18 protein-coding genes and 1 riboswitch are annotated in these 23,202 nt (G+C 69.9%); of the genes, 9 read left to right on the forward strand and 9 right to left on the reverse strand.

Annotated elements, in window-relative coordinates:
* Positions 1 to 17: 17 nt before the first annotated feature.
* Genes JQS43_RS10745 through JQS43_RS10755 form a run of 3 tightly spaced genes read left to right on the forward strand, consistent with a single transcriptional unit; the run spans position 18 to position 4,106 of the window.
* Positions 18 to 1,520 (forward strand): ABC transporter ATP-binding protein, encoded by a 1,503-nt coding sequence (locus JQS43_RS10745; protein WP_275581064.1) that lies wholly within the window; start codon positions 18 to 20, stop codon positions 1,518 to 1,520.
* Positions 1,517 to 2,845: an ABC transporter permease gene (locus tag JQS43_RS10750; RefSeq protein ID WP_239678929.1), complete on the forward strand. Its 1,329-nt coding sequence runs from the start codon at positions 1,517 to 1,519 to the stop codon at positions 2,843 to 2,845. The genes JQS43_RS10745 and JQS43_RS10750 overlap by 4 nt, the downstream gene beginning before the upstream one ends.
* A gap of 1 nt (position 2,846) precedes the next feature.
* The gene (locus JQS43_RS10755; protein WP_239678930.1) at positions 2,847 to 4,106 is read left to right on the forward strand and encodes an ABC transporter permease; all 1,260 of its coding nucleotides are present in this window, start codon (positions 2,847 to 2,849) and stop codon (positions 4,104 to 4,106) included.
* Between the two features lie 584 nt (positions 4,107 to 4,690).
* Here the strand turns inward: JQS43_RS10755 and JQS43_RS10760 are convergent.
* Genes JQS43_RS10760 through JQS43_RS10780 form a run of 5 tightly spaced genes read right to left on the reverse strand, consistent with a single transcriptional unit; the run spans position 4,691 to position 9,389 of the window.
* A complete protein-coding gene (locus JQS43_RS10760; RefSeq protein ID WP_239678931.1) occupies positions 4,691 to 5,299 on the reverse strand; it encodes a sulfotransferase family protein in 609 nt (202 codons plus the stop codon).
* A gap of 34 nt (positions 5,300 to 5,333) precedes the next feature.
* A complete protein-coding gene (locus JQS43_RS10765) occupies positions 5,334 to 6,167 on the reverse strand; it encodes an ABC transporter ATP-binding protein (RefSeq protein WP_239678932.1) in 834 nt (277 codons plus the stop codon).
* Positions 6,164 to 7,219 (reverse strand): FecCD family ABC transporter permease, encoded by a 1,056-nt coding sequence (locus JQS43_RS10770; RefSeq protein WP_239678933.1) that lies wholly within the window; start codon positions 7,217 to 7,219, stop codon positions 6,164 to 6,166. Before JQS43_RS10770 ends, JQS43_RS10765 begins: the two co-directional genes overlap by 4 nt.
* Positions 7,216 to 8,310 carry a FecCD family ABC transporter permease gene (locus tag JQS43_RS10775; RefSeq protein WP_239678934.1) on the reverse strand — a complete coding sequence of 365 codons (1,095 nt, stop codon included), beginning with the start codon at positions 8,308 to 8,310 and terminating at the stop codon, positions 7,216 to 7,218. The genes JQS43_RS10770 and JQS43_RS10775 overlap by 4 nt, the downstream gene beginning before the upstream one ends.
* A gap of 11 nt (positions 8,311 to 8,321) precedes the next feature.
* Complete coding sequence (locus JQS43_RS10780; protein WP_239678935.1) at positions 8,322 to 9,389, reverse strand: ABC transporter substrate-binding protein; 1,068 nt, start codon at positions 9,387 to 9,389, stop codon at positions 8,322 to 8,324.
* Positions 9,390 to 9,418: 29 nt separating this feature from the next.
* A riboswitch (cobalamin riboswitch) is annotated at positions 9,419 to 9,610 on the reverse strand.
* A 163-nt stretch (positions 9,611 to 9,773) separates the two neighbouring features.
* Between JQS43_RS10780 and JQS43_RS10785 the strand changes: the two genes are divergently transcribed.
* Entirely contained in the window at positions 9,774 to 11,108 is a 1,335-nt protein-coding gene (locus tag JQS43_RS10785; protein ID WP_239678936.1) for a BNR-4 repeat-containing protein, read from the forward strand.
* Positions 11,109 to 11,184: 76 nt separating this feature from the next.
* Here JQS43_RS10785 and JQS43_RS10790 read toward each other — a convergent pair whose 3' ends face one another.
* Both JQS43_RS10790 and JQS43_RS10795 read right to left on the reverse strand, forming a co-directional pair.
* The gene (locus JQS43_RS10790; RefSeq protein ID WP_239678937.1) at positions 11,185 to 11,754 is read right to left on the reverse strand and encodes an RICIN domain-containing protein; all 570 of its coding nucleotides are present in this window, start codon (positions 11,752 to 11,754) and stop codon (positions 11,185 to 11,187) included.
* Positions 11,755 to 11,898: 144 nt separating this feature from the next.
* The gene (locus JQS43_RS10795) at positions 11,899 to 13,176 is read right to left on the reverse strand and encodes a metal-dependent hydrolase family protein (protein WP_239678938.1); all 1,278 of its coding nucleotides are present in this window, start codon (positions 13,174 to 13,176) and stop codon (positions 11,899 to 11,901) included.
* A gap of 275 nt (positions 13,177 to 13,451) precedes the next feature.
* Here JQS43_RS10795 and katG point away from each other — a divergent pair, with 275 nt between their 5' ends.
* Complete coding sequence (gene katG / locus JQS43_RS10800) at positions 13,452 to 15,713, forward strand: catalase/peroxidase HPI (protein ID WP_239678939.1); 2,262 nt, start codon at positions 13,452 to 13,454, stop codon at positions 15,711 to 15,713.
* A 57-nt stretch (positions 15,714 to 15,770) separates the two neighbouring features.
* On the opposite strand, the gene JQS43_RS10805 is transcribed toward katG, so the two are convergent.
* Both JQS43_RS10805 and JQS43_RS10810 read right to left on the reverse strand, forming a co-directional pair.
* Positions 15,771 to 16,646, reverse strand: a complete 876-nt coding sequence (locus JQS43_RS10805) for a chitinase N-terminal domain-containing protein (protein ID WP_239678940.1) — start codon at positions 16,644 to 16,646, stop codon at positions 15,771 to 15,773.
* Entirely contained in the window at positions 16,571 to 18,013 is a 1,443-nt protein-coding gene (locus JQS43_RS10810; RefSeq protein ID WP_239678941.1) for a glycoside hydrolase family protein, read from the reverse strand. The genes JQS43_RS10805 and JQS43_RS10810 overlap by 76 nt, the downstream gene beginning before the upstream one ends.
* 260 nt (positions 18,014 to 18,273) lie before the next feature.
* On the opposite strand from JQS43_RS10810, the gene JQS43_RS10815 reads away from it, so the two are divergent.
* Genes JQS43_RS10815 through JQS43_RS10830 form a run of 4 tightly spaced genes read left to right on the forward strand, consistent with a single transcriptional unit; the run spans position 18,274 to position 23,200 of the window.
* Positions 18,274 to 19,320, forward strand: coding sequence for a LacI family DNA-binding transcriptional regulator (locus JQS43_RS10815; RefSeq protein WP_239678942.1), 1,047 nt, complete (start codon positions 18,274 to 18,276; stop codon positions 19,318 to 19,320).
* Between the two features lie 24 nt (positions 19,321 to 19,344).
* Entirely contained in the window at positions 19,345 to 20,940 is a 1,596-nt protein-coding gene (locus tag JQS43_RS10820; protein WP_239678943.1) for an FAD-dependent oxidoreductase, read from the forward strand.
* 12 nt (positions 20,941 to 20,952) lie between these two features.
* Complete coding sequence (locus JQS43_RS10825; RefSeq protein ID WP_239678944.1) at positions 20,953 to 22,242, forward strand: ABC transporter substrate-binding protein; 1,290 nt, start codon at positions 20,953 to 20,955, stop codon at positions 22,240 to 22,242.
* A 7-nt stretch (positions 22,243 to 22,249) separates the two neighbouring features.
* On the forward strand, positions 22,250 to 23,200 hold the full coding sequence (locus JQS43_RS10830) for a carbohydrate ABC transporter permease (RefSeq protein WP_239678945.1): 951 nt from the start codon (positions 22,250 to 22,252) through the stop codon (positions 23,198 to 23,200).
* Positions 23,201 to 23,202 lie beyond the last annotated feature (2 nt).

Genomic DNA, 23,202 nt, shown 5'->3' on the forward strand with positions numbered 1-23,202 from the left:
CCAAACGCTTCGGTGACGTGCTCGCCAACGACGGCGTCGACCTGACCGTCGAACCGGGTGAGATCCATGCCCTGCTCGGCGAGAACGGCGCCGGCAAGTCGACGCTCATGAACATCCTGTACGGGTTGGTCGAGCCCGACTCCGGGGAGATCCGCATCGACGGCGAGCCGGTGCGGATCAACGGCCCGGGCGACGCGATCGCCGCCGGCATCGGCATGGTGCATCAACACTTCATGCTGGTGCCGGTCTTCACCGTGGCGGAAAATGTCATGCTCGGCGCCGAGCCCGGCCGGGGCGGTCCACTGCGGGTGCTGGACCGCCGCCGGGCCCGGCGGGAGGTGACCGCGGTCTCCACGAGGTACGGGCTGCCGGTCGACCCGGACGCGGTCGTCGGGGATCTGCCGGTCGGCGTACAGCAGCGGGTGGAGATCGTTAAGGCGTTGACCCGGGAGGTCGACCTGCTGGTGCTGGACGAGCCGACCGCCGTCCTCACCCCGGGCGAGGTCCAGGATCTGCTGGAGGTGATCCGCGGGCTGCGGGCGGCCGGCAAGTCGATCGTCTTCATCACCCATAAGCTGAAAGAGGTGAAGGCGATCGCCGACCGGGTCACCGTGATCCGGCGCGGCCGGACCATCACCACCACCTCGCCGCAGGCCAGCGAGGCGGAGCTCGCCGCGCTGATGGTGGGGCGCACGGTCAGCCTGGAGGTGGTCAAGGAGCCGGCCACCCCGGGGGCGCCGGTCCTGGAGATCGCCGGTCTGGCCATCGACGACGACCGGCGGTGCCGGGTGGTCGACGGGGTGGACCTGCGGGTGCACGCCGGTGAGGTGGTGGGGATCGCGGGCGTCCAAGGTAACGGCCAGTCGGAGCTGGTGGAGGCGATCGTCGGGCTGCGACAGTTGGTGGCCGGCGACATCCGGCTGCGGGGCGAGTCGGTGGTGGGCCGGCGTACGAAGGAGATTCTGCGTTCCGGGGTCGGCTATATCCCGGAGGACCGCACCGTCGACGGGCTGGTGCGGGACTTTACGGTCGCCGAGAACCTGGTGCTGAACCTTTACGATTCCGAGCCGTTCGGCAGCCGGGTGGCGCTGCGGCCGGCGGCGATCGCCGAGTCGGCCCGGCAGCGGGCGGCCGAGTTCGATGTGCGTACCAGTTCGGTCGAGGCGGCGGTGGGGACGCTCTCCGGCGGCAACCAGCAGAAGCTGATCGTGGCCCGGGAGTTCACCCGCCGGCTGACCCTGCTGGTGGCGTCGCAGCCCACCCGTGGTGTGGACGTCGGGTCGGTGGAGTTCATCCATCGGCAGATCGTCCGCGAGCGGGACATCGGCACCGCGGTGCTGCTGGTCTCCAGCGAGCTGGACGAGGTGCTGGCGTTGGCGGACCGGATCGCGGTGATGTACCAGGGTCGGATCATCGCCACCGTCTCGCCGGAGCTGCCCCGCGAGCAGATCGGGCTGCTGATGGCGGGCGTGCTCCCGAACCAGCCGGGCGAAACCGACCAGCCGGGAGGAGCGGCATGACCACCGAGCCACAGGCTGAGACCCCGGCTGAGCGCCCGGCTGAGACTTCGCCGGCAACACCATCCGAGACCCCGGCTGAAAATACAGCCGAGCCGCCGCCGTCGTTCATCGCCACCTTCCTGCACCAGCTGTGGCGGATGAACACGGTCACGGTCACCGCCCTAGCGATCGTGCTGGCGCTGGCGGTCGGCGCGATCCTGATGATCATCTCCGATCCCGCGGTACGCGCCACCTACGGCTACTTCTTCGCCCGCCCCACCGATGCGCTCGGCGCCAGCTGGACGAAGGTCAGCGACGCGTACGCCAGTCTGTTCCGCGGTGCGATCGCCGACCCGTCGGCGGTCGCTGCCGCGGTGACCGGCTCCGGCGACTGGGCGGTGGCGCTTCGGCCGTTGTCGGAGACGCTGACCAGCGCCGCCCCGCTGATCTTCACCGGGCTGGCGTTCGCGGTGGCGTTCCGCGGCGGGCTGTTCAACATCGGCGTACAGGGCCAGGCGATCCTCGGCGCGGTCGGCGCCGGGCTGGCCGGTTTCCTGCTGCCGCTGCCGGTGATGCTGCACCTGGTCGTGGCGGTGGTCGCGGGCGGGTTGCTAGGCGCGGCCTGGGGGTTCGTCCCCGGTTTCCTCAAGGCCCGCACCGGCGCGCACGAGGTCATCACCACGATCATGTTGAACTGGATCGCGGTCTTCCTGCTGTCGTGGCTGCTGATCCAGCACTGGGTCCAGGATCCGGACCGGACCGACGCGATCAGTCAGCGGGTGGCGGGCTCGGCGCAGCTGCCTCGGTTGCCGGAGTGGACCGGCCTGTCCGGGCTGCGGGTACACCTGGGCGTCGTACTGGCGGTGCTGGCGGTGGCTGGGGTGGCGTGGCTGCTCAAGCGGGCGACCTTCGGGTTCGAGCTGCGGGCGGTCGGGCTCAACCGGGACGCGTCCCGCGCCGCCGGCATCTCCGTCACCACCACCTACGTCCTGGTGATGGTGGTCGCCGGCGGGCTGGCCGGGCTCGGTGGGATGACCATGGTGCTCGGTACGGCCACAGTGCTGACCCCGCTGGTGATCGGCTCGGTCGGGTTCGACGGCATCCTGGTCGGCCTGCTCGGCCGCGCCAAACCATGGGGTGTCCTCGCCGCCGCGCTGCTCTTCGGCGCGTTGCAGGCTGGCGGGCGGAGTATGCAGACCAGCGCCGGTATCTCGCTGGAGCTGGTGCAGGTGATCCAGGCGCTGATCGTGATCTTCGTAGCGGCGCCGGCGTTGGTGAAGGCGATCTTCCGGCTGCGGGCTGCCCGGGTCCGCAGCGTCGCCGCCGCTACCGGAAAGGGGTGGTGAGGTGACCGAGGTCGCGGTAGCCGCACCGGAACGGTTCTGGACCCGGCAGCGCCGGGCGGGTGCGGGGCTGACCGCCGCCGGGGTGGTGGCGGCGGCGCTGTTCGGCGCGCTCGCCACCGGAGAGCCAGCCAGCTTCACGCTCGCCGAGACCACCACCGGTACGGCGGTCTCCGTCCCCGGTCGACTCGGCGCGCTCGGGTTCGCGTTGGTCGCCGTGCTCGCCGGGGCCGCGCTGTGGTCGCCGATCGGGGAACGCTGGTTCCGGTGGCTGCTCGGCGCCGGGCTGGTCGCGGTCGTGGGTTCGTTCCTGTGCTGGCAACTCTCGGCGTCCACGGCGCACGTCATGCCGCTCGGCAACGTGCTCCGCAGCTCGGTGATCTTCGCGCTGCCGTTGCTCTTCGGCGGCCTCGCCGGGGTGATCGGCGAGCGCTCCGGCGTGATCAACATCGCGATCGAGGGCCAGTTCATCATGGGCGCCTTCGCCGCAGCGATGGTGGCCACGCTCGCCGCAAGCGTCTGGGTCGGGATCGCCGCCGCAGCGGCGGCCGGGATGCTGATCGCGGGGCTACTGGCCCTGCTCGCGATCCGGTACCTGGTCGACCAGATCGTGGTCGGGGTGGTGCTGATCGTCTTCGCGCTCGGGTTGACTGGGTTCCTCTTCGAACAGTTGATGGCGCGCGACCCGAGCCGCTACAACCAGCCGGACCGCGTGCCGACCTGGGAGGTGCCGGGGCTGTCGGAGATTCCGCTGCTAGGGCCGGTGCTCTTCCGCGGCAACATCTTCGTCTACCTGGCGCTGGCGCTGGTGGTGCTGCTCTACTTCGGACTGTTCCGGACCCGTTGGGGGCTGCGTACCCGGGCGGTGGGGGAGCACCCAGCCGCGGCCGACACCGTCGGCGTCCGGGTGAACCTGCTGCGCTACCGCAACATGTTGCTGGCCGGGGCGGTCGCCGGGGTGGGCGGGGCCTACTTCACGCTGCTCGCCACCACCAACTTCAACAAGGGCATGACCTCCGGGCTGGGCTTCATCGCCCTGGCCGCGATGATCTTCGGCCGGTGGCACCCGGTCGGGGTGCTGCTCGCCGCGCTCTTCTTCGGCTTCAGTCGCTCGTTGTCGGTCTATCTGGGGACGATCGGCAGCCCGATCCCGAGCCAGTTCCTCAACATGCTGCCCTACATCGCCACCATCATCGCGGTAGCCGGCCTGGTGGGCCACGTCCGGCCGCCGGCCGCCGGCGGTCAACCCTACGTCAAAGGTTGAGGCAATCGGCGTGGACCGCAAGGCCCAGAACGAGTCCGGTTCCCGCTGCTCGTCAACCCAGTGGTCGGCGGCTTCAGCCGCGGGTCCGGTAGGGCCCCGTTGCGTGGCCTACGAGAGCTGCGAGCACAAACGGAGCAGTTGATCACCCGGCGCCGGCCGGGCACCGACCGAGGAGCCAGGTCCGTGCGCCTAGCTCGACGCGGCCCAGTCATCTACCACGCTGCTGGTTGTTCGCTCGCTCTCGTCGCTTGGTGGGTTGAGTGGTGCCAGAATTGCCGGGACTATGGGGATTGACGGGCAGCACGGCTCACCACTCAACCCACCAAGCTGGCCGGTGACCGCTGACCCCACGGAGGTGCGGTTGGGGCGGCGCGGGGGCCTGGCGGCGCGGTGGGTGGCTAGATGGCGCGGTGCGGGGGCCAGGCGCGGTGCGGTGGACAGATGGCGCCAACCGGCGCTGCTCCGTTTGTGCTAGCAGCTCTCGTAGGCAACAACCGGAGGCCCCACCCATTCGTTCACCCGCCAAGATCATCAAGCGGAGTGGCGTGAGCTGCCCAACCTTGACCCAGCTAGCTGGGCCCCGATCACCCTCGTTCGATGAACTCGGCGCGATCGTTGACGTGTGGGAACGGCTCCGCCGGCTCGGGTACGCCGAGGAACTCGCAGAGCCGCGGCCAGCCCTCGCCGGGCTTGTATACCAGCAGCCGCTCGGCCGGCACCTCCGCTTGCACCTGCTGGTTGTGCCGCAGGTACGCGGCGATGGCGTGCTCGCGGTCCTCGGGGCGGCCATCGAAGCAGCGCTCGACCAGCACGCGTCGCCGCATCGCCAACCAGCCCTCACCCAGGTGGTCCCGGACGCCGTCCAGCCAGCCCTGGTAGATGGTGGACCGGAAGCTGTCGTACCACTTCTCCGGATCCCGTACCGTCAGCAGCACCTTGGCCTGCGGGTAGGCGGCGGCGAGCTCCCGCCAGAAGACCGAACCGGGCCAGTCCATGGTCGCGGTGTAGCGGTGGTAGATGCGTTCCCAGTCGAAGTCCGGGTCGTCGAGGGCCTCGGTGAACAGCGCCGCCTGCGCCGGCTCGGCGATCACCTCCAGCATGTGGTGGCAGGAGTAGCCGAGCTGCTCCAGCGCGGCGCGCATGGAGGCGGTTCCGGTGCGGCCCCAGCCGGCACCGATGATCTGAAGGGGCATGTGATCATCTTGCCACGGCGGCGGCCCTCATAGGTCAACCCGGCAGCACCCCGGGCTGCGGCAGGATCAACGGGGTGCCGGCGAGCGGGTCCGGGATCACCGTGCAGGTGACCGAGAAGACCTCTTTGATCAGCTCGGCGGTGACGATCTCGGCGGGCGCGCCCTCGGCGGTGATCTGCCCGTCCCGCATCGCGATCAAATGGTGGGTGTAGCGGCAGGCCATGTTGATGTCGTGCAGCACCAGCACAATGGTCCGGCCCAGCCGCCGGTTCAGCGCCACCAGCAGCTCCAACACCTCGATCTGGTGCGCCAGATCCAGGTAGGTGGTGGGCTCGTCGAGCAGCATGATCTCTGGGTCCTGCGCCAGCGCCAGCGCGATCCACACCCGTTGCCGCTGCCCGCCGGAGAGTTCGTCGATCGGTTGCTCGGAGAGCTGGGCGACCCCGGTTGCCTGCATCGCCGCCGCCACCGCCTGGTCGTCGGCGGTGCTCCACTGCCGGAACCAGCGCTGATGCGGATGCCGGCCCCGGCCGATCAGATCGGCGACGGTGATGCCGTCCGGGGCGATCGGCTGCTGCGGCAGCAGGCCGAGCTGCCGGGCCAGGGTCCGGGCGGGCAGTGTGGAGAGATCCGCGCCGTCGAGCAGCACCCGGCCCGACTGTGGTCGCAGCAGCCGGGCGAGGCCACGCAGCAGGGTGGACTTGCCGCAGCCGTTGGCGCCGACGACGGTGGTGATGCGGCCCTGCGGCAGCGTCACCGAAACGCCGTCGACGACCAGTTTGTCCCGATAACCGAGGCTGAGCTGGTCGGCGGCGAGGCTGGGGACGGGGTGTGACGGGGAGGCGGTGTGCGGCGGGGAGATGGTCATCCGGCGTGTCCTATTCGGTTGGCCCGGGCGAGCAGGTAGAGCAGCATCGGTGCGCCGAGGATCGCGGTGAGCACCCCGACCGGCAGCTCGGTGGGGCTGAACAGCAGTCGGGCGGCCAGGTCCGCGCTGACCACGATCAGCGCGCCGACCGCGGCCGACGCCGCCAGCCCGGTCTGCCGTTCGGCCAGGATCCGTCGGGTGATCTGGGGCGCCACCAGCGCCACGAAGCCGATCGGGCCGGCCGCCGCGGTCGCCATGGCGGCCAGCACGACCGCCACCAGCAACAGCGGGGTCCGACCGCCACCGGCCCGGCCGGAGAGCGTCTGCGCCAGATCGTCCCCGAGCTCGAGCAACCGCAGCTGCCGGGCGAGGATGAGCAGCGTCGGCACCACTACGGCGAGGGTCAGCCCGATGACGGTGACGTGCAGCGTGGTCCGGTTGGCGAGGCTGCCGGTGAGCCAGGCGGCCGCGACCAACGCCCGGTAGATGTCGGCCCGGATCAGCAGCAACGAGATCCCCGATCCGAGCATCGCCGCGACGCCGATGCCGACCAGCACCAGCCGGAAACCATTGAGCCCCCGCTTGTACGCGATGGCGAGGATGAGCGCCGCGGTGAGCAGCGCCCCGGCCAGCGCCCCGACGACGGTCATGAGCCCGCTGCCGCCGAGCACCGTGAGCACGATCAGCGCACCCAGCGCCGCGCCCGAGTTGATGCCGATCACATCGGGGCTGACCAGCGGGTTGCCGGCGATCCGTTGCAGGATCGCGCCGGAGAGGGCGAACGCGGCGCCGACCCCGAGGCCGGTGAGCGCCCGCGGCAACCGGTCGCCGATCACCACGTCCCGTTCGATCAGGGTCCCGCCACCGCCGAGGATGGATACCGCGTCGGTGAAGCTGATCGGGTACTCGCCCAGCGTCAGCGAGCAGGCCGCGATCAACGCGGCCAGGGTCCACGCGGTCGTGCCGAGCAGCAGGGAGCTGCGGCTCAGCCGGAGCGCGACGCCGCCGCGGGGGGAGCGGAGCAGCACCGCGTCCCGGGTCGGTCTGCTCACAGCTGCGGCACCTTCCGGTTGCGGACCAAGTAGAGGAAGAACGGCGCCCCGGCCAGCGCGGTGATGATGCCGACCTGCAGCTGCTGCGGCGCCACCAGCACCCGGCCGAGCACGTCTGCCAGCAGCAGCACGATCGGACCCAGCAGCACACACCACGGCAGTAGCCAGCGGTAGTCCGGTCCGGTGATCATCCGGGCGATATGCGGAATCACCAGTCCGACGAACCCGACCGGCCCGGCGACCGCGGTGGCCGCCCCGGCCAGCAGCACCACCGACAACGCCCCCACCGCTCGTACGGCCATCAGCTTGGTGCCGAGGCTGCTCGCCATGTCGTCGCCGAGCGCGATCGCGTTCAGTGCGCGGCTGATCACCACAGCGGCGACCGCACCGGCCACGATGAACGGGGTGACGATCACCAGGTCGGTACCGCCGGCGCGGGTGAGTGAGCCGACCACCCAGAACCGGAAGTCGTCCAGCGTCGAGGCGTCGAGCAGCGTGATCGCGGTGGTCACGGCCCCGACCAGGGCGGTGAACGCCGCCCCGGCGAGGGCGAGCTTCACCGGGGTGGCGCCACCGTGGCCGAGCGAACCGAGGAAGTAGACGAAGACCGCCGCGACCGCCGCGCCGACGAAGGCGAACCAGATGTAGCCGCTGACCGTGGCGACCCCCAGCAACGCCATCGCCAGCACGACCGCCAGCGCCGAGCCGGCGTTGACCCCCAGGATGCCGGGGCCGGCCAGGGGATTGCGGGTCAGCCCTTGCATCACCGCGCCGGCGATCCCCAGCGCCGCACCGACGAGCAGTCCGGTGACCGTGCGGGGGATCCGGACGTGCCGGACCACCCGGTCGAGGTCGCTCTCAGCGGGCCCGTCGAGGGCGGCGATCACGTCGGCGAACCCCACCGAGAAGTTGCCGACCAGGACGGAGAGGACGCTGACGACCCCGAGGACCAGGGCGGCGACCACCAACCCGGCGCCCCGGCCGAGGCCGCCGCGCAGCAGTACGCGCGGTGCCTGGGCCGGTCGGCGGGGCGGTGGTGGCTGTTGCGGCGCGGTGGTCTCGTCCCGACGAGCCACCGTGGCCTCTGCCACGCGCTGCTGCCCTACTGCTCGGTGAACAGCTCTGGGTGGAGCAGGGCGGCCACCTGTTCGATGCTGTGCGCTGCCCGGACGCCGGCGGACCGGTTGGCGAAAAGGAACGGGTGGACGTTGCCCTCGGCGACCGCGGTCACCCCGGCGAGCGCCGGGTTTTCCATGAGCTTGGCGACGTCCGGCTCCGCGTCGGCGTCGGTCAAGCTGGCGTCGCAGCATGCGCTGGTCAGGATCACATCCGGGTCGCGCTTGATGATTTCTTCGATGTCGATGTTGTTGTTGCGCAGCTCGGTCAGGTCCGCGAACGCGTTCTCGCCGCCGGCGTGTTCGATGATCTGGGTCCCGAAGTCGATCCCGCCGGCCACCCGGAAACCGCCGTCGTCCTGCGGCGAGATGATCGCGACCGTGGGCCGGGGGGCGTCCGCGACCCGCTCCTCGACCGCAGCCACCCGCGCTTCCAGTTCGGCGATGACCTCCTCGGCCCGGTCGGTCACCTCGAAGAGGGTCCCCAGGTCGTGCAGGTCGTCGTAGATCGTCGCCACTCGTACCGTGGCCGGGTCGATCGCCTCGTCGGCGAGCCCGTCTTCGCTGGGGCACAACGGGCTCAGGATCCAACTCTGGATGCCCAGCTCAGCCAGCCGGCCCCGGGTGCCGAAGCTGTTTGGATTGTCTTCGGCGAAGACGCCGTTGAAGCCGGAGAGTACGAAGTCCGGCTCGGTCGCCAGTAGCCCGTCGCGGCTGGGCAGCGAGGGCACATAGTCCGCGGCGGCCTGCGCGTCGGTGTACTCCGGCAGCACCTCGGAGTCGAGGAAGGCGGTCTGGACCAGCCGGTCGCTGATGCCTAGCGCATGGGCGACCTCAATGGCCGGCTGGTATGCCGCGTAGACTCGCTCCGGCGGGCCGTCGACCGCGACCTCGATGCCGCAGTTTTCGAGCAGGACGCGCGCTTCGCCGTCGGTGCCGTCGGCCTCGGCCGCCGAGCAGCCGGTGAGCAGCAGCGCTGCCGCACCCGATAAGGCCGCGCCAGCGCGCAGGGGCCGAGCAGCAAAAGGTTGCAGGGTGCCGATACGGGAGGCCATAAGCCCGCCTTTCCAGGTCCTCGTGGAACGGGTGCTAGCGTGCCGTGGCCGGTCTCCTGGCTAACGGGACCACCTGTGACACCCCTGCCTTCCCAGGACCGCTGGTCCCAGTGGCTCCACCCGCGAGGGCGGAACGGACGTGTCACGTCCCGATCACAGTGGCGAGGGCCGCGCCGGTTTCTTCACCGAACTTCCCGAGCACCACGGCCCGCGAACCATATCAAGGACTCGCCCGTCAGTCGACGCCGAGGAGTGTCACCGCGATGACTGTGCTGATCGCGATGCATGTGCTGATGTTGAGCCCGACCCGCCGGTGTGCGAGCGTGTATCCGCAGACGACGGCCGAGCCTCGCCGGCCAACCGGGATGAGAGGGACCTGTCACCATGAAAGGGTCAGAAGTCGGATCGGCTGGTCGCCCTAGCGTCGTCAACGACAACGGCGCCTGGTGCTGGTTCCAGGACGAGCGGGCGCTCGTCGACGCGGCGACGCAGACCCTGGTCGTCGGTTCGATCGCGGTCGGGGACGGGCCGGGCGGCGAGGCCCGTTCGGGCAACGTCGAGTTGGCCGTGGTTGACCTGCGGACGGGCACCAGCACCATCGTGGTGCTGCATGAGCGGCTGGAGGCCGACGACCACAACGTGCCGGCGCTGTGGCGGCGCAGCGACGGCCGCTGGCTGGCGGTGTATGCCCGGCACAAGACCGACGACCTGACCCGGTGGCGGATCAGCGAGCCCGGCGACCCGACCCGGTGGGGCCCGGAACGCAGCTTCGACTGGAGCGAGTTGACCGGCGGCCGCGGCGTCACCTACTCGAACCTGCATGCGCTGGACGGTCGGCTCTACTGTTTCGTGCGCGCCGTCAACGACGACCCGTGTGCGCTGGTATCCGACGATGAGGGTGCCACCTGGACCTACGCGGGGAAGCTCTTCACCCGGCCGAAGGTCGGTTACGTCAACGGTTACACCCGTTACGTCTCCGACGGCGCCCGGATCGACCTGGTCACCACCGATCACCACCCGCGTGATTTCGATAACTGTGTATATCACGGTTACGTTGCGGGTGGCGCGCTCTACCGCAGCGACGGCAGCGTGGTCGACGAGACGGCGCTGACCGGTGACGCCCCGTCGCAGGAGAAGCTCACCACCGTGCTGGCGGGCAGCTCGCAATGGGGTGGTGAGTGGATGACCCACTGCTGGACCACCGACATCCGGCGCTCGGCCGACGGCACGGTCGCCGCGGTGCTGACCGCCCGGGCCGGCGCCGCGCCGGCTTCGGCGGAGGCCGGGCTCGACAGCTGGCGTCCGGTGCCGGACCTGCGGTTCTTCTACGCCCGGATGTCGCCGAGCGGCGAGTGGGAGGTCCACCAGCTCGCCCACGCCGGCCCCGGGCTGCTGCCGCACGAACAGGACTACACCGGTCTGGCGGCGATCGACCCGTACGACCTGGGCTCGCTCTACGTCTCCACGCCGGTCGATCCGCGCGACGGCAGTGTCATGCCGCACTACGAAATTTTCCACGCCTACACTTCGGACGGCGGGGCGACCTGGCGGTGGCGGCCGATCACTGAAAAGTCCGATGTTGACAATCTGCGGCCGATCGTGGCGCCGGGCGACCCTGGGCGGGTCCCGCTGCTCTGGTTCCGCGGCGCAATGACCGCCTCCCAGCACTACCGCTGCGAGGTCGTCCTGCTCGACACGCCGCGCGACCGGCGCGACTGAGTCGACCTAAACCGCAACGGCTCCCGACCTCGCTCAGCTGGGCGAGGCCGGGAGCCGGGTTACTGTCGGCAGCGGGTTACTCGCCGGGCGCCGCCGGGGCCTCGCCCTCATCGGTGAAGGTGAAGGTCGTGTCCAGGCGTGAGTGGCCCAGCTCCTCGGCGATCAGGTCGCCGGACTGGGTGGAGAGCTGCAGATAGGCGCTGTTGTTGCTGATGGCGTACCCGCCGTCCTCGATGTCTTCGATGGTGAAGAGCTGCCCGTCCCGGCCCGCGTCGCAGGCGGCCGCGAGCACGGTCAGCGAACTGGTGCCGCTGTTGTCGATGCCCATGCAGGCCGGTTCGCCGCTCTCGTCGGGGACGGCGGTTCGGATCATGTGGGTGTCTTCGCCGCTGGGGACCAGCACGAAGGTGTCGAAGTCGTCAGGTCCCGGGCTGGGGCCGAGGCGTCCCTCCCCGTCGACTAACAGGATCATCTCCGGATGCTCAACCACCTCGATGGTGATCTGCCGGTCGCCGGCCAGGATCGCGTCGTCATCGGTGGTTGCGGTGCCGTCATCCGGTGGCTCCTCCGTGGACTCGGGCTCGGTTGTCGCGGCGGGTGGGGGAGCGGCGTCCTGGTCACTCTCAGCGTCGTCGCATGCTGCCATGGCGAGTGCTAGACCGACGATTCCGGCGACGGCGACCGTGCTCTGGGCTCGCAAGGGGCATCCTTCCCTATTGGACTAGGAGAGCCCTTCGGTACCCAGCCAGGTGATCCGGAAAACCTCCGGCGGGCAGGTTTCGTTCAGATGTCACGAGTCGGGACGAGCTGCCCCCGGCCGTCCGGCGGCCAGCGTGTTCTTGACCAGCTTCCCGCCCTGCATGATGATCGCGAAGTTGGCGGGGTCGGCGATCAGGTCGAGCTCCACGATCGGATCGCCGGCGACGAGCAGCAGATCCGCGTAGGCGCCGGGCGCGACGACACCGAGCGGCGCCGGGTACGGGTCCCGGGCTCCGCACATCGCCAGCAGGGCGGCGTTGTCGTGGGTGGCCATCCGGAGCACCTGCGCCGGCCGGAACCAGCGACTGAGCTTTGCCAACTGGGCGCCCTGCCGGGTGGTGAGGTGCGGATCGAAGAGCGTGTCGGTGCCCCAGGCGATCTTTATGCCGTACTCGATCGCCAGCCGGTAGGCGACATCGGTGCCCTCATGCGTACGCCGCTGCTTGGCGCGACCGGCCGGGTCGTGCATCGGGTTGGCGTCCTCGTCGTCGAGGAACGGCTGCAGCGACCACCAGATGTCGTGCTCGGCCATCATCGCGACGGTCTGCTCGTCAACCAGTTGGCCGTGCTCGACGCAGCGGACCCCGGCCCGGATCGCCTGCTGGACCGAGTCCGAGGTGTATGCGTGCACGGTGACGTAGGTACCCCAGTTGGCGGCGGCCTCGACCGCGGCGTGGATTTCACGTTCGGTGTACTGGGTGGCGTCGAGCGGGTCGTACAACGTGGACGCGCCGCCGCCGGCCATCACCTTCACCTGGGTGGCGCCCAGCAGCAGCTGCTCCCGGGCCGCGCGGAGCACCGCGTCCGCGCCGTCGGCGATGACGCTGATGCCGACCCGCTCCACCAGCGGCAGCGGCCGGGACGGGTCGAGCGGGAGATCGTGCACAGTCCGGAAGTCGCCGTGGCCCGAGGTCTGGCTGATCATCGCGCCGCTGGGGTAGATCCGTGGCCCCGGAACCACGCCCTCGTCGATCGCCCGTTTCAGGGGGAACGAGGGCCCGCCCAGGTCACGGACGGTGGTGAAGCCGCGTTGGAGGGTCTGCTCCGCCTGCCGGGCGGCGCGCAGCATCGCATACCGGGAGTCCGTGGTGACGAGTTCCAGGATCGTGATGTCGGCCAGGGTCGAGTGCCAGTGTGCGTCGATCAACCCGGGCAGTAGCGTGTGGCCGGGCCCGTCGATGATCTCGCCGGTGGGGAGCGCTCCGACATCGACTATGCGATCGTCGGTGACGGTCACGGTGGTCGGCTCGGTGAGGGCGTCGGCCGTGCCGTCGAAGACCCGCACGTTTGTGAAGGTTGTCGTCCCCATCAGCTGAGGCTAGCTGTGATTACCCGATCACGGAGCGGGTTCTGCCGGTGCAGTCACGCCCCAGGGGGAGGTGGGTGCTCGCGTCGAACGGCCCGTGAACGCTGGCTGAATCGCCGCGACGAGCCGCAGCCAAAACTTGAATGATTCCAGACAAGGCCCTATGGTGGGGGGCGTGGCCTCCGACCTCGAGGGTTAGCTGAGGGCGACTTCGATGCGGGCGACCCGGCATCGCTGACGTGATCCGTCATTTTTCCGTCATATCCGGAAGGGACCAGATGAGCGACATTGACGACAACGCTTCCGCCAGCGCGCGGGGAGCGGCGCAGAACGCAGCTGCCGGCTGCCCGGTGACCGCCCACGGCAGCGAGAGCGAGAACCCGGGGATCGCCGCGCCGTCCCCGGCGACGGGTGGCCGGCCCCGCACCAACAAAGACTGGTGGCCAAACCAGCTCGACGTGTCGGTGCTGCACGCCCACTCCCCCAAGGGGAACCCGCTGGGCGCAGACTTCAGCTACGCCAAAGAGTTCGCCAAGCTCGACGTCGATGCCCTCAAGCAGGACATCGTCGAGGTGCTGACCACCTCGCAGGACTGGTGGCCGGCCGACTTCGGGCACTACGGCGGTCTGATGATCCGGCTCAGCTGGCACGCTGCCGGGACCTACCGGATCCACGACGGCCGCGGCGGCGCCGGCGACGGCGGGCAACGGTTCGCGCCGCTCAACAGCTGGCCCGACAACGCCAACCTCGACAAGGCCCGCCGCCTGCTGTGGCCGGTCAAGGCAAAGTACGGTCAGCAGATCTCCTGGGCCGACCTGCTGGTGCTCGCCGGCAACGTGGCCCTGGAGTCGATGGGGTTCAAGACCTTCGGGTTCGGGTTCGGCCGGGAAGACGTCTGGGAGCCCGAGGAGATCTTCTGGGGCCCGGAAAATGCCTGGCTGGGTGAGGACCGGTATGTCTCCGAGACGGAGATGACCCCCGGGGTCGGCGCGACCGAGATGGGCCTCATCTACGTCAACCCGGAGGGCCCGCGCGGCAACGCGGACCCGGTGGCCGCGGCCCACTTCATCCGCGAGACGTTCGGCCGGATGGCGATGAACGACGAGGAGACCGTCGCGCTGATCGCCGGCGGCCACACCTTCGGCAAGACCCACGGTGCGGCGCCCGCCCCCAACCACGTCGGCCCGGAGCCCGAGGCGGCCCCACTGGAGGCGCAGGGGTTGGGCTGGCTGAGCACCCACGGCAGCGGCGGGGGCGCGGACGCGATCACCAGCGGGCTGGAGGTCACCTGGACCGACCGGCCGACGCAGTGGAGCAACCGGTTCTTCGAGATCCTGTTCGGGTACGAGTGGGAGCTGACCACCAGCCCGGGCGGTGGTAAGCAGTGGGTCGCCAAGGACGCCGAGGCGATCATCCCGGACGCGTACGACCCGGCCAAGAAGCACAAGCCGACGATGCTCACCACCGACCTGTCGCTACGGGTCGACCCGGAGTACGAGAAGATCTCCCGCCGGTTCCTGGAGAACCCGGACCAGTTCGCGCTCGCCTTCGCCAAGGCCTGGTACAAACTGCTGCACCGGGACATGGGCCCGGTCAGCCGGTTCCTCGGGCCGTGGGTCCCGGAGGCGCAGCTGTGGCAGGACCCGGTGCCCGCCGTCGACCACGAGCTGGTCAGCGACGCGGACATCGCCAGCCTCAAGGCCACCGTGCTCAAGTCCGGCCTCAGCATCGACCAGCTGGTCACCACCGCCTGGGCCGCCGCTGCGAGCTTCCGCGCCACCGACAAGCGGGGCGGCGCCAACGGTGCCCGGATCCGGCTTGAGCCCCAGCGCAGCTGGGAGGTCAACCAGCCGGAGCAGCTCGCGACCGTCCTTTCGACCCTGGAGGGCATCGCCCGGGAGTTCAACGAGGCCGGCGGGGCGCAGATCTCGCTCGCCGACCTGATCGTGCTGGCCGGGTCGGCCGCCGTGGAGCAGGCCGCCAGCGACGCCGGGGTCGAGGTGACCGTGCCGTTCCGGCCGGGCCGCACCGACGCCAGCCAGGAGCAGACCGATGTGGAGTCGTTCGCGGTGCTGGAGCCGCGGGCCGACGGCTTCCGCAACTACCTGCGCGCCGGCGAGAAGGGTCAGCCCGAGGTCCTGCTGGTCGACCGGGCGTACCTGCTGGGCCTGTCCGCCCCGGAGATGACCGTCCTCGTCGGTGGTCTGCGCGCGCTCGGGGCGAACGTGGGTGGCGTCCGGCACGGGGTGTTCACCGACCGGCCTGGTGTGCTCACCAACGACTTCTTCACCAACCTGCTCTCCCCGGGCACCCGGTGGCAGGCGTCGAAGTCCGACGAGCATGTGTACGAGATCCGGGATCTCGCCACCGATCAGGTGAAGTGGACCGCGACCGCGGTCGACCTGGTCTTCGGGTCGAACTCGCAGCTGCGGGCGCTCGCCGAGGTCTACGCCAGCAACGACGCCCGCGAGAAGTTCGTCGCCGACTTCGTAGCGGCGTGGGTCAAGGTCATGGAGCTCGACCGCTTCGACCTCGCCTGATCCGGTTCCGTACGAAGGGGCCCGGCCGACCGGTTGGTCGGCCGGGCCCTCGTCGTATCAGTGGATGGTCAGTGGTGCGGATTCGGTAGTCCCGGCGTGGTTGCTGAACTCGACGACGAAGGTTTGGCCGGCGTCGAGGCCGGTCACCGGCACCTCGACCTGTTGGGCCGCGGGGGTGTCAGCGGTGAGGTCACCACTGGCGACCTCCTCACCGTCGCGCAGCAGCCGCCACTGGCTGGCGTTGGTGCCCCACCACAGGTTGGCGGTGACGGTGGTGGCGCCGTCGGCGTCCGGGCGACTGTGGGAGAGCACCGGGGTCGCCGGGGCGGCGTCGGTGACCGCCACGGTGATCGGACCAATCTCGGTGGTGCCCTGCGAGTTCACCAGCTCACCCCGGTAGGTGTAGCTGCCGTTGGGCCGGTCGGTGATCGGCACGCTGGCGTACTGGGCCGAGGGGGTGGCCGCGGTCAACGGTACGGTCGCGAGCAGTTGGTCGTTCTCGTAGAGCCGGAACAGGGTCGCGTTGCTGCCCCACCAGAGGTTCATCCGCAGCTCATAGTTGCCGTCGGCGAGGCCGTAGGCCCAGCCGCTGGTGGAGCTGAGCACCCCGGCCGCGGGCGGCGCGGTCTCGTCGTCGGGCGGGAGCTGACCGGCGAGGCATTCGTCGTACTCTTCCGGAGTGGGCGACCACCGGAACCAGTCGAAGGTCGCGTCGATCTCCGGAGCACCGACGTCGCCGCGGAACGCGAACGGCCCAATGTGGTCGAACCCGTGCCGCAGCTCGAATGGGCGGCCGACATCGTCGAAGCTGCCGCCGTCGTACGAGACGCTGGGCTGGACGGTGTTGCCGTCGCTGGTCAGCCGGAGCAAGACATCGGTGGCGCCGGCCACTGCCGGGGCGACGGTGTCCTGCCGACTCGATGCCCCGACCACCTGGACCACCTCCAGCCGTAGCCCGGGCGTCGCCTGCACCAGGTCGAACTTGCCGTAGGTGCCGTCGGTGCCGTAGAGCAGCAGGCCCCCTGCTGGAACCGTTGCGTCGCCTCGATGTGCAGCTTCGTGGTGACCTGCCAGGGGCCTTCGGGCAGCTCCTGCTGCAGCAGCGGTGCCGCGGCCACCCCACCCAGGTAGGTGGGGATGGTGAGGGCGCCGTCGGCGACCTGGTGGCGGGCGTCCTCGCCGCGAACCACCCGATCCCAGTCGGCCGAGACGGTGTCGCCGTCGAACTCGTCGGAGCCGGGAGCCGCGCACTGCTCGAAGACCGGGTTGTCCGGGTCGGTCGGCCAGTCGATCGGCTCCGGGCCGTCGGGGAACTCCACCCCGGGGCCGGCCTTGGCGTACGCGATGGTGGCGCCGAGCCGGTGGCCGGCCTCGTAGAACAGGTACGTGTGTTCGCCCTCGGTGACGATGTCGGGAGCGGCGGTCCGACCGACGTCTTCACCCACGCCGCTGGACGAGTGCAGTAGTGCCGAAGGGCCGACCTCGGTGAGCGTCGGATCGACCGGCCGGGCCATCACGTTGCCGGTGGAGTTGTGGTAAATGATGTAGAGCTGGTCGCCCCACTGCCACAGGTTGCCGCCCGATACGTTGCCGCTGTCGCCGTCCTCCGGCTCGACCACCGGATCTGGGCGGATGTCCCAGTCGATGCCGTCGAACGACTCGGCGTACCGCAGCCGCCGGCGGTCGTCATTGTAGTTGGCCATGTAGAGCATGCCGTAGACGTACTCGGAGTCCGGGTCTGGGTGGTCGAAGACCCGCGCGTAGCTGCTCTCGGTGACGCCCGGCCCGCCCATGCCGTTGTCCACCGCGATGTCGCCGTATTCGAAGTGGACGCCGTCGGTGCTGGTGGCGTAGCGGGTCTCCGAGTTTTCGCCGTGGAAGTAGAGGAAGACCTCGCCAGTCTGCTCATGCCAGAGGGCGTCCGGCGACGAGACGTGCGAGACCGAGTAGTGCGGTTCCCATTCGGTGGCGATGATGGGGTTGTCCGGGAACTCGGTCCAGGGACCGTCCAGTGAGTCCGAATACATGAGCATGATGCCGGCGGGCGGGTCGTGGGGCGCCAGGTAGAGATACCACTCGCCGAGCGGGTCATCGAGGTGGGCACCGGCGTGGAAGATGCTGGGGAAGATGTACTCGTCGGTCGGATTGTAGATCATCGATGCTTTGTCGGTGATGATCCCCTGGAAGACGAAGTCGGGGAACGGTTCGTCGGCCGCGGCCGGGCTAGGTGCGCCGACGCCGGTGGCGGCGAGCGCGGCCGCGGTGATGAGGACGGCGCAGCGGCGTAAGAGTGGTCTCATCCGCGTACCTCCTTAGGTTGGGGGTGGGTGCGGCCGGTAAGAAGGCCAGCACTGAAAGTGTTAGTAATACGGATTACCAGGGACTGGTACGCACAAACTAGACGCCGCTTCGGGCCCGCACAAGCCCCCGGCCGGCGGGGGTTGCCGGGCAAAGCGATTGATAATTCGGATTATCAGTTGCCCCTGCCTTGACACGGCCGAAACCAGTGGCTAACAATCTCCTCACATCCGGTCAGTAATACGCATTATCGGGAGTGGTCATGACGGAGGTCGAGCGGGCGCGGCGGATCACCCAGCGCGACATCGCGCGCCTGGCCGGGGTCAGTCAGACCACTGTGTCGCTCGTCCTGAACAACCGCGCCGACGACACCGCCCGGATCCCGGTCCAGACCCGGGATCGAGTGCTGCGGGTCATCCGGGAGACCGGCTACGTCGCCGACCCGATCGCTCGGCGGCTCGCCGAACGGCGCAACCGGATCCTCGGAGTCTTCACCTACGAACCAATGTTCCCCAGCAGCACCGCCGACTTCTACCACCCGTTCCTGGTCGGCATCGAGGAGTGCGCCGAGCGGCTCGGCTGCGACCTGTTGCTGTTCACCAGCGCCCCGGCGGTGGGCGGTCGGCGCCGGATCTATCAGGACGGCAACCGGTTGCGGCTGGCCGACGGATGCATCCTGCTCGGTCGGCAGCTCGACCGGGGCGACCTTAGCCGTCTGGTGTCGGAGGGGCAGCCGTTCGTGTCCGTCGGGCGCCGCGACGACGCCGGTGGGCCGGTGCCGTACGTGGCGGCCGACTACGCCGCCGCGGTCGGGGAGCTGGTCCGGCGCGCGGTCGCGGCCGGTCACCAACGGCTGGCGTACCTCGGGGAGGGCGCCGGCCCGGAGTCGTATGTGGATCGGATGACCGGCTTCACTGAGGCGGTCGCGGCCGCCGGCGTCGCCGGCCAGCGGCAGCCGGTCGGTGGCCGGCCAGCGGCTGAGGTGCTGGACGCGCTACTCGCCGCCGGCGTGACCGCCGTCTTCCTGGAGGAGTACGCCGACGGCGTGGCGCTGGCCGACGCGGCCCGGCTCCGGGGCGTCCCGGTGCCCGGCGCCCTGTCGCTGGTCGCGATGGGCCACCCAACCCGGTCCGCCGACACCGACCTCGCCTTCACCGGCTTCCGGATCCCCCGGCAGGAGATGGGGTGGCGGGCGGTGGAGCTGCTCACCGACCTGGTGGAGGGCGGGGCCGACCCCGGTGCCCGCCAGCAGTTGCTGCCGTGCGAGCTGGTCGACGGCGCCACGTTGGCGCCCCCGGCCGGGGCCTGAACACAGAGAGAGGAAACCATAGTGGTGGAGACAGAAGTACTGGTCGTCGGCGGCGGCCTGGGTGGCGTGGCGGCGGCGTTGGCAGCGCTGCGGGCCGGCCGCCGGGTGGTGCTGACCGAGGAGTACGACTGGCTCGGCGGCCAACTCACTAGTCAGGCGGTCCCACCGGACGAGCACTCGTGGATCGAGCAGTTCGGGTGCACCGGGAGCTACCGGGAGCTCCGGGACGGCATCCGGGAGTACTACCGGCGGCACTACCCGCTGACCGAACGTTCCCGGGCGTGGCGGCAGCTGAATCCGGGCGCCGGCCACGTCAGCCGACTCTGCCACGAACCCCGGGTGGCGGTGGCGGTGATCGAGTCGATGCTGGCGCCGTACCGGGGCAGCGGCAAGCTGACCGTCCTGCAGCCCTACCGGGTCGCGGCGGTCGAGACCGACGGCGACCAGGTGACCGCGGTCGAGCTGCGTCATCGTGACACCGGTGAGCCGGTGACCGTCGCCGCCCCGTATGTGCTGGACGCCACCGAGACCGGGGAGCTGCTGCCGCTGTCCGGGGCTGAATATGTCACCGGGTTCGAATCCCGCGACGTCACCGGTGAGCCCAGCGGTTCGGCCACCGCCCAGCCCGACAACATGCAGGCGGTCTCGGTCTGCTTCGCGATCGACCACGTGGCCGGCGACCACACCATCGACCGGCCGAAGAGTTACGACTTCTGGCGCAGCTACGAACCTTCGTTCTGGGGCGGTCCGCTGCTGGGATTCCGGGCGCCGGACCCGCGCACGCTGACGACCGCCGAGCGCAGCTTCACCCCCAACCCCGACGACGACCCGCTGGCGGTCGTCGCCGACCAGCGACTCTCCGGCGGCGACCGGAACCTGTGGACCTTCCGGCGGATCGCGGCCCGCCGCAACTTCGTCGACGGCGCCTACGCCAGCGACATCACGCTGGTCAACTGGCCGATGATCGACTACCTGGAGGGTACGGTCATCGACAACCCGGACGCGGCGAAGCATTACGCCGGGGCCCGGGAGCTGTCCTACTCGGTGCTCTACTGGCTACAGACCGAGGCGCCGCGCCCCGACGGTGGCGCCGGGTGGCCCGGGCTGCGGCTCCGCGGCGACATCACCGGCAACCCGGAAGGGCTGGCTCAGGCGCCGTACATCCGGGAATCCCGCCGGATCGCCGCCGAGTACACAGTGGTTGAACAGGACCTCTCGCTGGCCGTCCGCGGCGACCACGGTGCGGTGCGCTACCCCGACTCGGTCGGCGTCGGCATGTACCGGATCGACCTGCACCCCAGCACCGGCGGCGACAACTACCTGGACGTCGGCTGCTGCCCGTTCGAGCTACCGCTGGGCGCCCTGATCTGCCAGCGGATGGACAACCTCCTACCCGCCGGCAAGAACATCGGCACCACCCACATCACCAACGGTGCCTACCGGCTGCACCCGGTCGAGTGGAACATCGGCGAGGTCGCCGGCGCGCTGGCCGACTTCTGCCTGGCACACGGCGTGCCGCCGCGCGCGGTACGCAACACCCCCGGCCTGCTGGCCGACTTCCAGGACCAGCTGGCCAGCGCCGGCGTAGCGCTGCACTGGCCCGATGTGTCCGGTTACTGAGGAGAGAAGACCATGAGAGTACGCATGATCCGGCGCTCGTTAGCCGTCGGCCTGGCCGGCGCGCTCGGCGCCGCCGGGCTGGCCGCCTGCGGCGGGGACAGCGAGGAGACGACGGGCCCGATCTCGTTGCGGATGACCGTCTGGTCGGCGAACGACGACCACCTGGCGCTGTTCAACGCGATCGCCGACGAATATATGGCCGACAACCCGGACGTCACCGAGATCGCCTTCGACCCGTTGCCGTTCGAGACGTACACCACCGCCCTCACCACCCAGATCGCCGGCGGCAACCCGCCCGACCTGGCCTGGATCTTCGAGAGCAACGCCCCCGACTTCGTCACCTCCGGCGCGCTGGTCCCGCTCGACGACGCCCTCGGCGACGCCGACGGGTACGAGTACGACGACCTGGTGCCCGCCACCACCGACCTGTGGCGCGACGAGGGCACCCTGTACGCGTACCCGTTCTCCACCTCGCCGTTCGGGGTCTTCGCCAACCTGGACCTGCTCGACGAGGCCGGGCAGGGCGCCCCCGCCGAGATGATCGCCGCTGGCGAGTGGGACTGGGACACGGTGATCGACGCGTCCGAAGCGGTCGGGGAGCAGACCGGCGCGGCCGGCATGGTGATCCGCGACTTCGACTACACCGGCTGGGACTACCTCTCCACCCAGTGGACCGGCTGGGGCGCCCAAGCCTGGAGCGACGACGGCAGCACCTGCGGCTTCGCGCAGCCGGAGATGGTCGAGTCGATGACCTTCCTGCACGACGCCATCTTCACCCGGCAGGCGATGCCCGGCCCGGGCACCAGCGCGGACTTCTTCGCCGGTGAGGCTGCGTACACAGTCACCCAGATCTCCCGGGCGTCGCTGCTGGACGAGGACGGGTTCGACTGGGATCTGGTGCCGCTGCCGGCCGGTCCGGCGGGGGAGTACGCGGTGATCGGCCAGGCCGGGCTCGGCGTGCTCACCCAGAGCGAGAACCCGCAGGCCGCCACCGACTTCCTGGCCTTCATGACCAACCCGGAGAACTCGGCGAAGCTGGCACAGTACTTCCCGCCGCCGCGGCAGTCCCAGCTCACCGCCGACACGCTCGCCCAGACCAACCCGCTGCTCAGCGCCGAGCAGCTGCAGGACGTGGTGATCGACGGCATCTCCACCGGCGTCGTCAAGCCCAGCAACACCAGCCAAGCCGAACTGAACCAGATCATCCGGGCCGAGCTGGACGACCTGTGGCTGCCCAACGCCGACATCCCGGCCGTCCTCGACAGCGTCTGCGAAGCCATCGACCCACTGCTCGCCGGGTGATCAGACGGTGACTACGCCGCAGCAGGTGGACCGGGCCCCGGCCCGGTCCACCAGCCCGCCCCCACCCCGCAGCCGGTTCTGGACCACCCGCCGCCGCGACCAGCTCGCCGGATACCTGATGATCACGCCGCAGCTGCTCGGGTTCGTGATCTTCGTGTTCGTGCCGCTGATCCTGGTGGTCTGGTACAGCATGCACGAGTGGAACGTGCTAGCCGGCACCTTCGACTTCGTCGGCGGTGACAACTACCAGCGGCTGCGCGACGATCCGAACCTGCCCGGGGTGCTCCGGGCCACCGGCCTCTTCTCGGTCGGCCTAGTGATCCTGAACCTCACCCTGGCGCTGCTGCTGGCGGTGCTGCTCAACCAGCGGCTACGCGGCACCGTCGTGTTCCGGACGCTGTTCTTCTCACCGGTGGTGGTGTCACTGGTGGCCTGGACCATCGTGTGGCGGTTCCTGCTGCAGGACAACGGTGGCATCAACGGGCTACTCGACAGCATCGGCGTCGACGGGCCGAACTGGCTGCGCAGCGGCGGCACCGCCATGCTCTCGGTGATCGTGGTGCAGGTGTTCAAGAACGTCGGCCTCAACCTGGTGCTGTTCCTGGCGGCGCTGCAGGGCGTGCCGCGGGACCTCTACGAGGCGGCCACGGTCGACGGCGCCAGCCGCTGGCGGCAGTTCTGGCGGATCACCGTGCCGATGATCAGCCCCACCATCCTGCTCACCTCGATCATCACGGTGGTGGGTTCGCTGCAGGTGTTCGCCCAGATCGCGGTGCTCACCCAGGGCGGGCCCGGCAACTCCACCACGGTGCTCGTCTACTACCTCTACCAACAGGCCTTCCAGTTCCACCAGTTCGGCTACGGCGCCACCCTGTCGGTGCTGCTGTTCCTGATCGTGCTGGCGCTGACCGTGGTGCAGTGGCAGATGCGCAAGCGGTGGGTCTTCCATGAACGGTGAGC

The organism is Natronosporangium hydrolyticum (assembly GCF_016925615.1).
Lineage (GTDB): Bacteria > Actinomycetota > Actinomycetes > Mycobacteriales > Micromonosporaceae > Natronosporangium > Natronosporangium hydrolyticum.

Coding starts and splice junctions, on each gene's coding strand:
- JQS43_RS10750 (WP_239678929.1), top strand. CDS start 1,517: ATGACCACCGAGCCACAGGCTGAGACCCCGGCTGAGCGCCCGGCTGAG.
- JQS43_RS10760 (WP_239678931.1), bottom strand. CDS start 5,299: ATGCCCCTTCAGATCATCGGTGCCGGCTGGGGCCGCACCGGAACCGCC.
- JQS43_RS10765 (WP_239678932.1), bottom strand. CDS start 6,167: ATGACCATCTCCCCGCCGCACACCGCCTCCCCGTCACACCCCGTCCCC.
- JQS43_RS10780 (WP_239678935.1), bottom strand. CDS start 9,389: ATGGCCTCCCGTATCGGCACCCTGCAACCTTTTGCTGCTCGGCCCCTG.
- JQS43_RS10785 (WP_239678936.1), top strand. CDS start 9,774: ATGAAAGGGTCAGAAGTCGGATCGGCTGGTCGCCCTAGCGTCGTCAAC.
- JQS43_RS10790 (WP_239678937.1), bottom strand. CDS start 11,754: ATGGCAGCATGCGACGACGCTGAGAGTGACCAGGACGCCGCTCCCCCA.
- JQS43_RS10795 (WP_239678938.1), bottom strand. CDS start 13,176: ATGGGGACGACAACCTTCACAAACGTGCGGGTCTTCGACGGCACGGCC.
- katG (WP_239678939.1), top strand. CDS start 13,452: ATGAGCGACATTGACGACAACGCTTCCGCCAGCGCGCGGGGAGCGGCG.
- JQS43_RS10810 (WP_239678941.1), bottom strand. CDS start 18,013: ATGAGACCACTCTTACGCCGCTGCGCCGTCCTCATCACCGCGGCCGCG.
- JQS43_RS10815 (WP_239678942.1), top strand. CDS start 18,274: ATGACGGAGGTCGAGCGGGCGCGGCGGATCACCCAGCGCGACATCGCG.
- JQS43_RS10825 (WP_239678944.1), top strand. CDS start 20,953: ATGAGAGTACGCATGATCCGGCGCTCGTTAGCCGTCGGCCTGGCCGGC.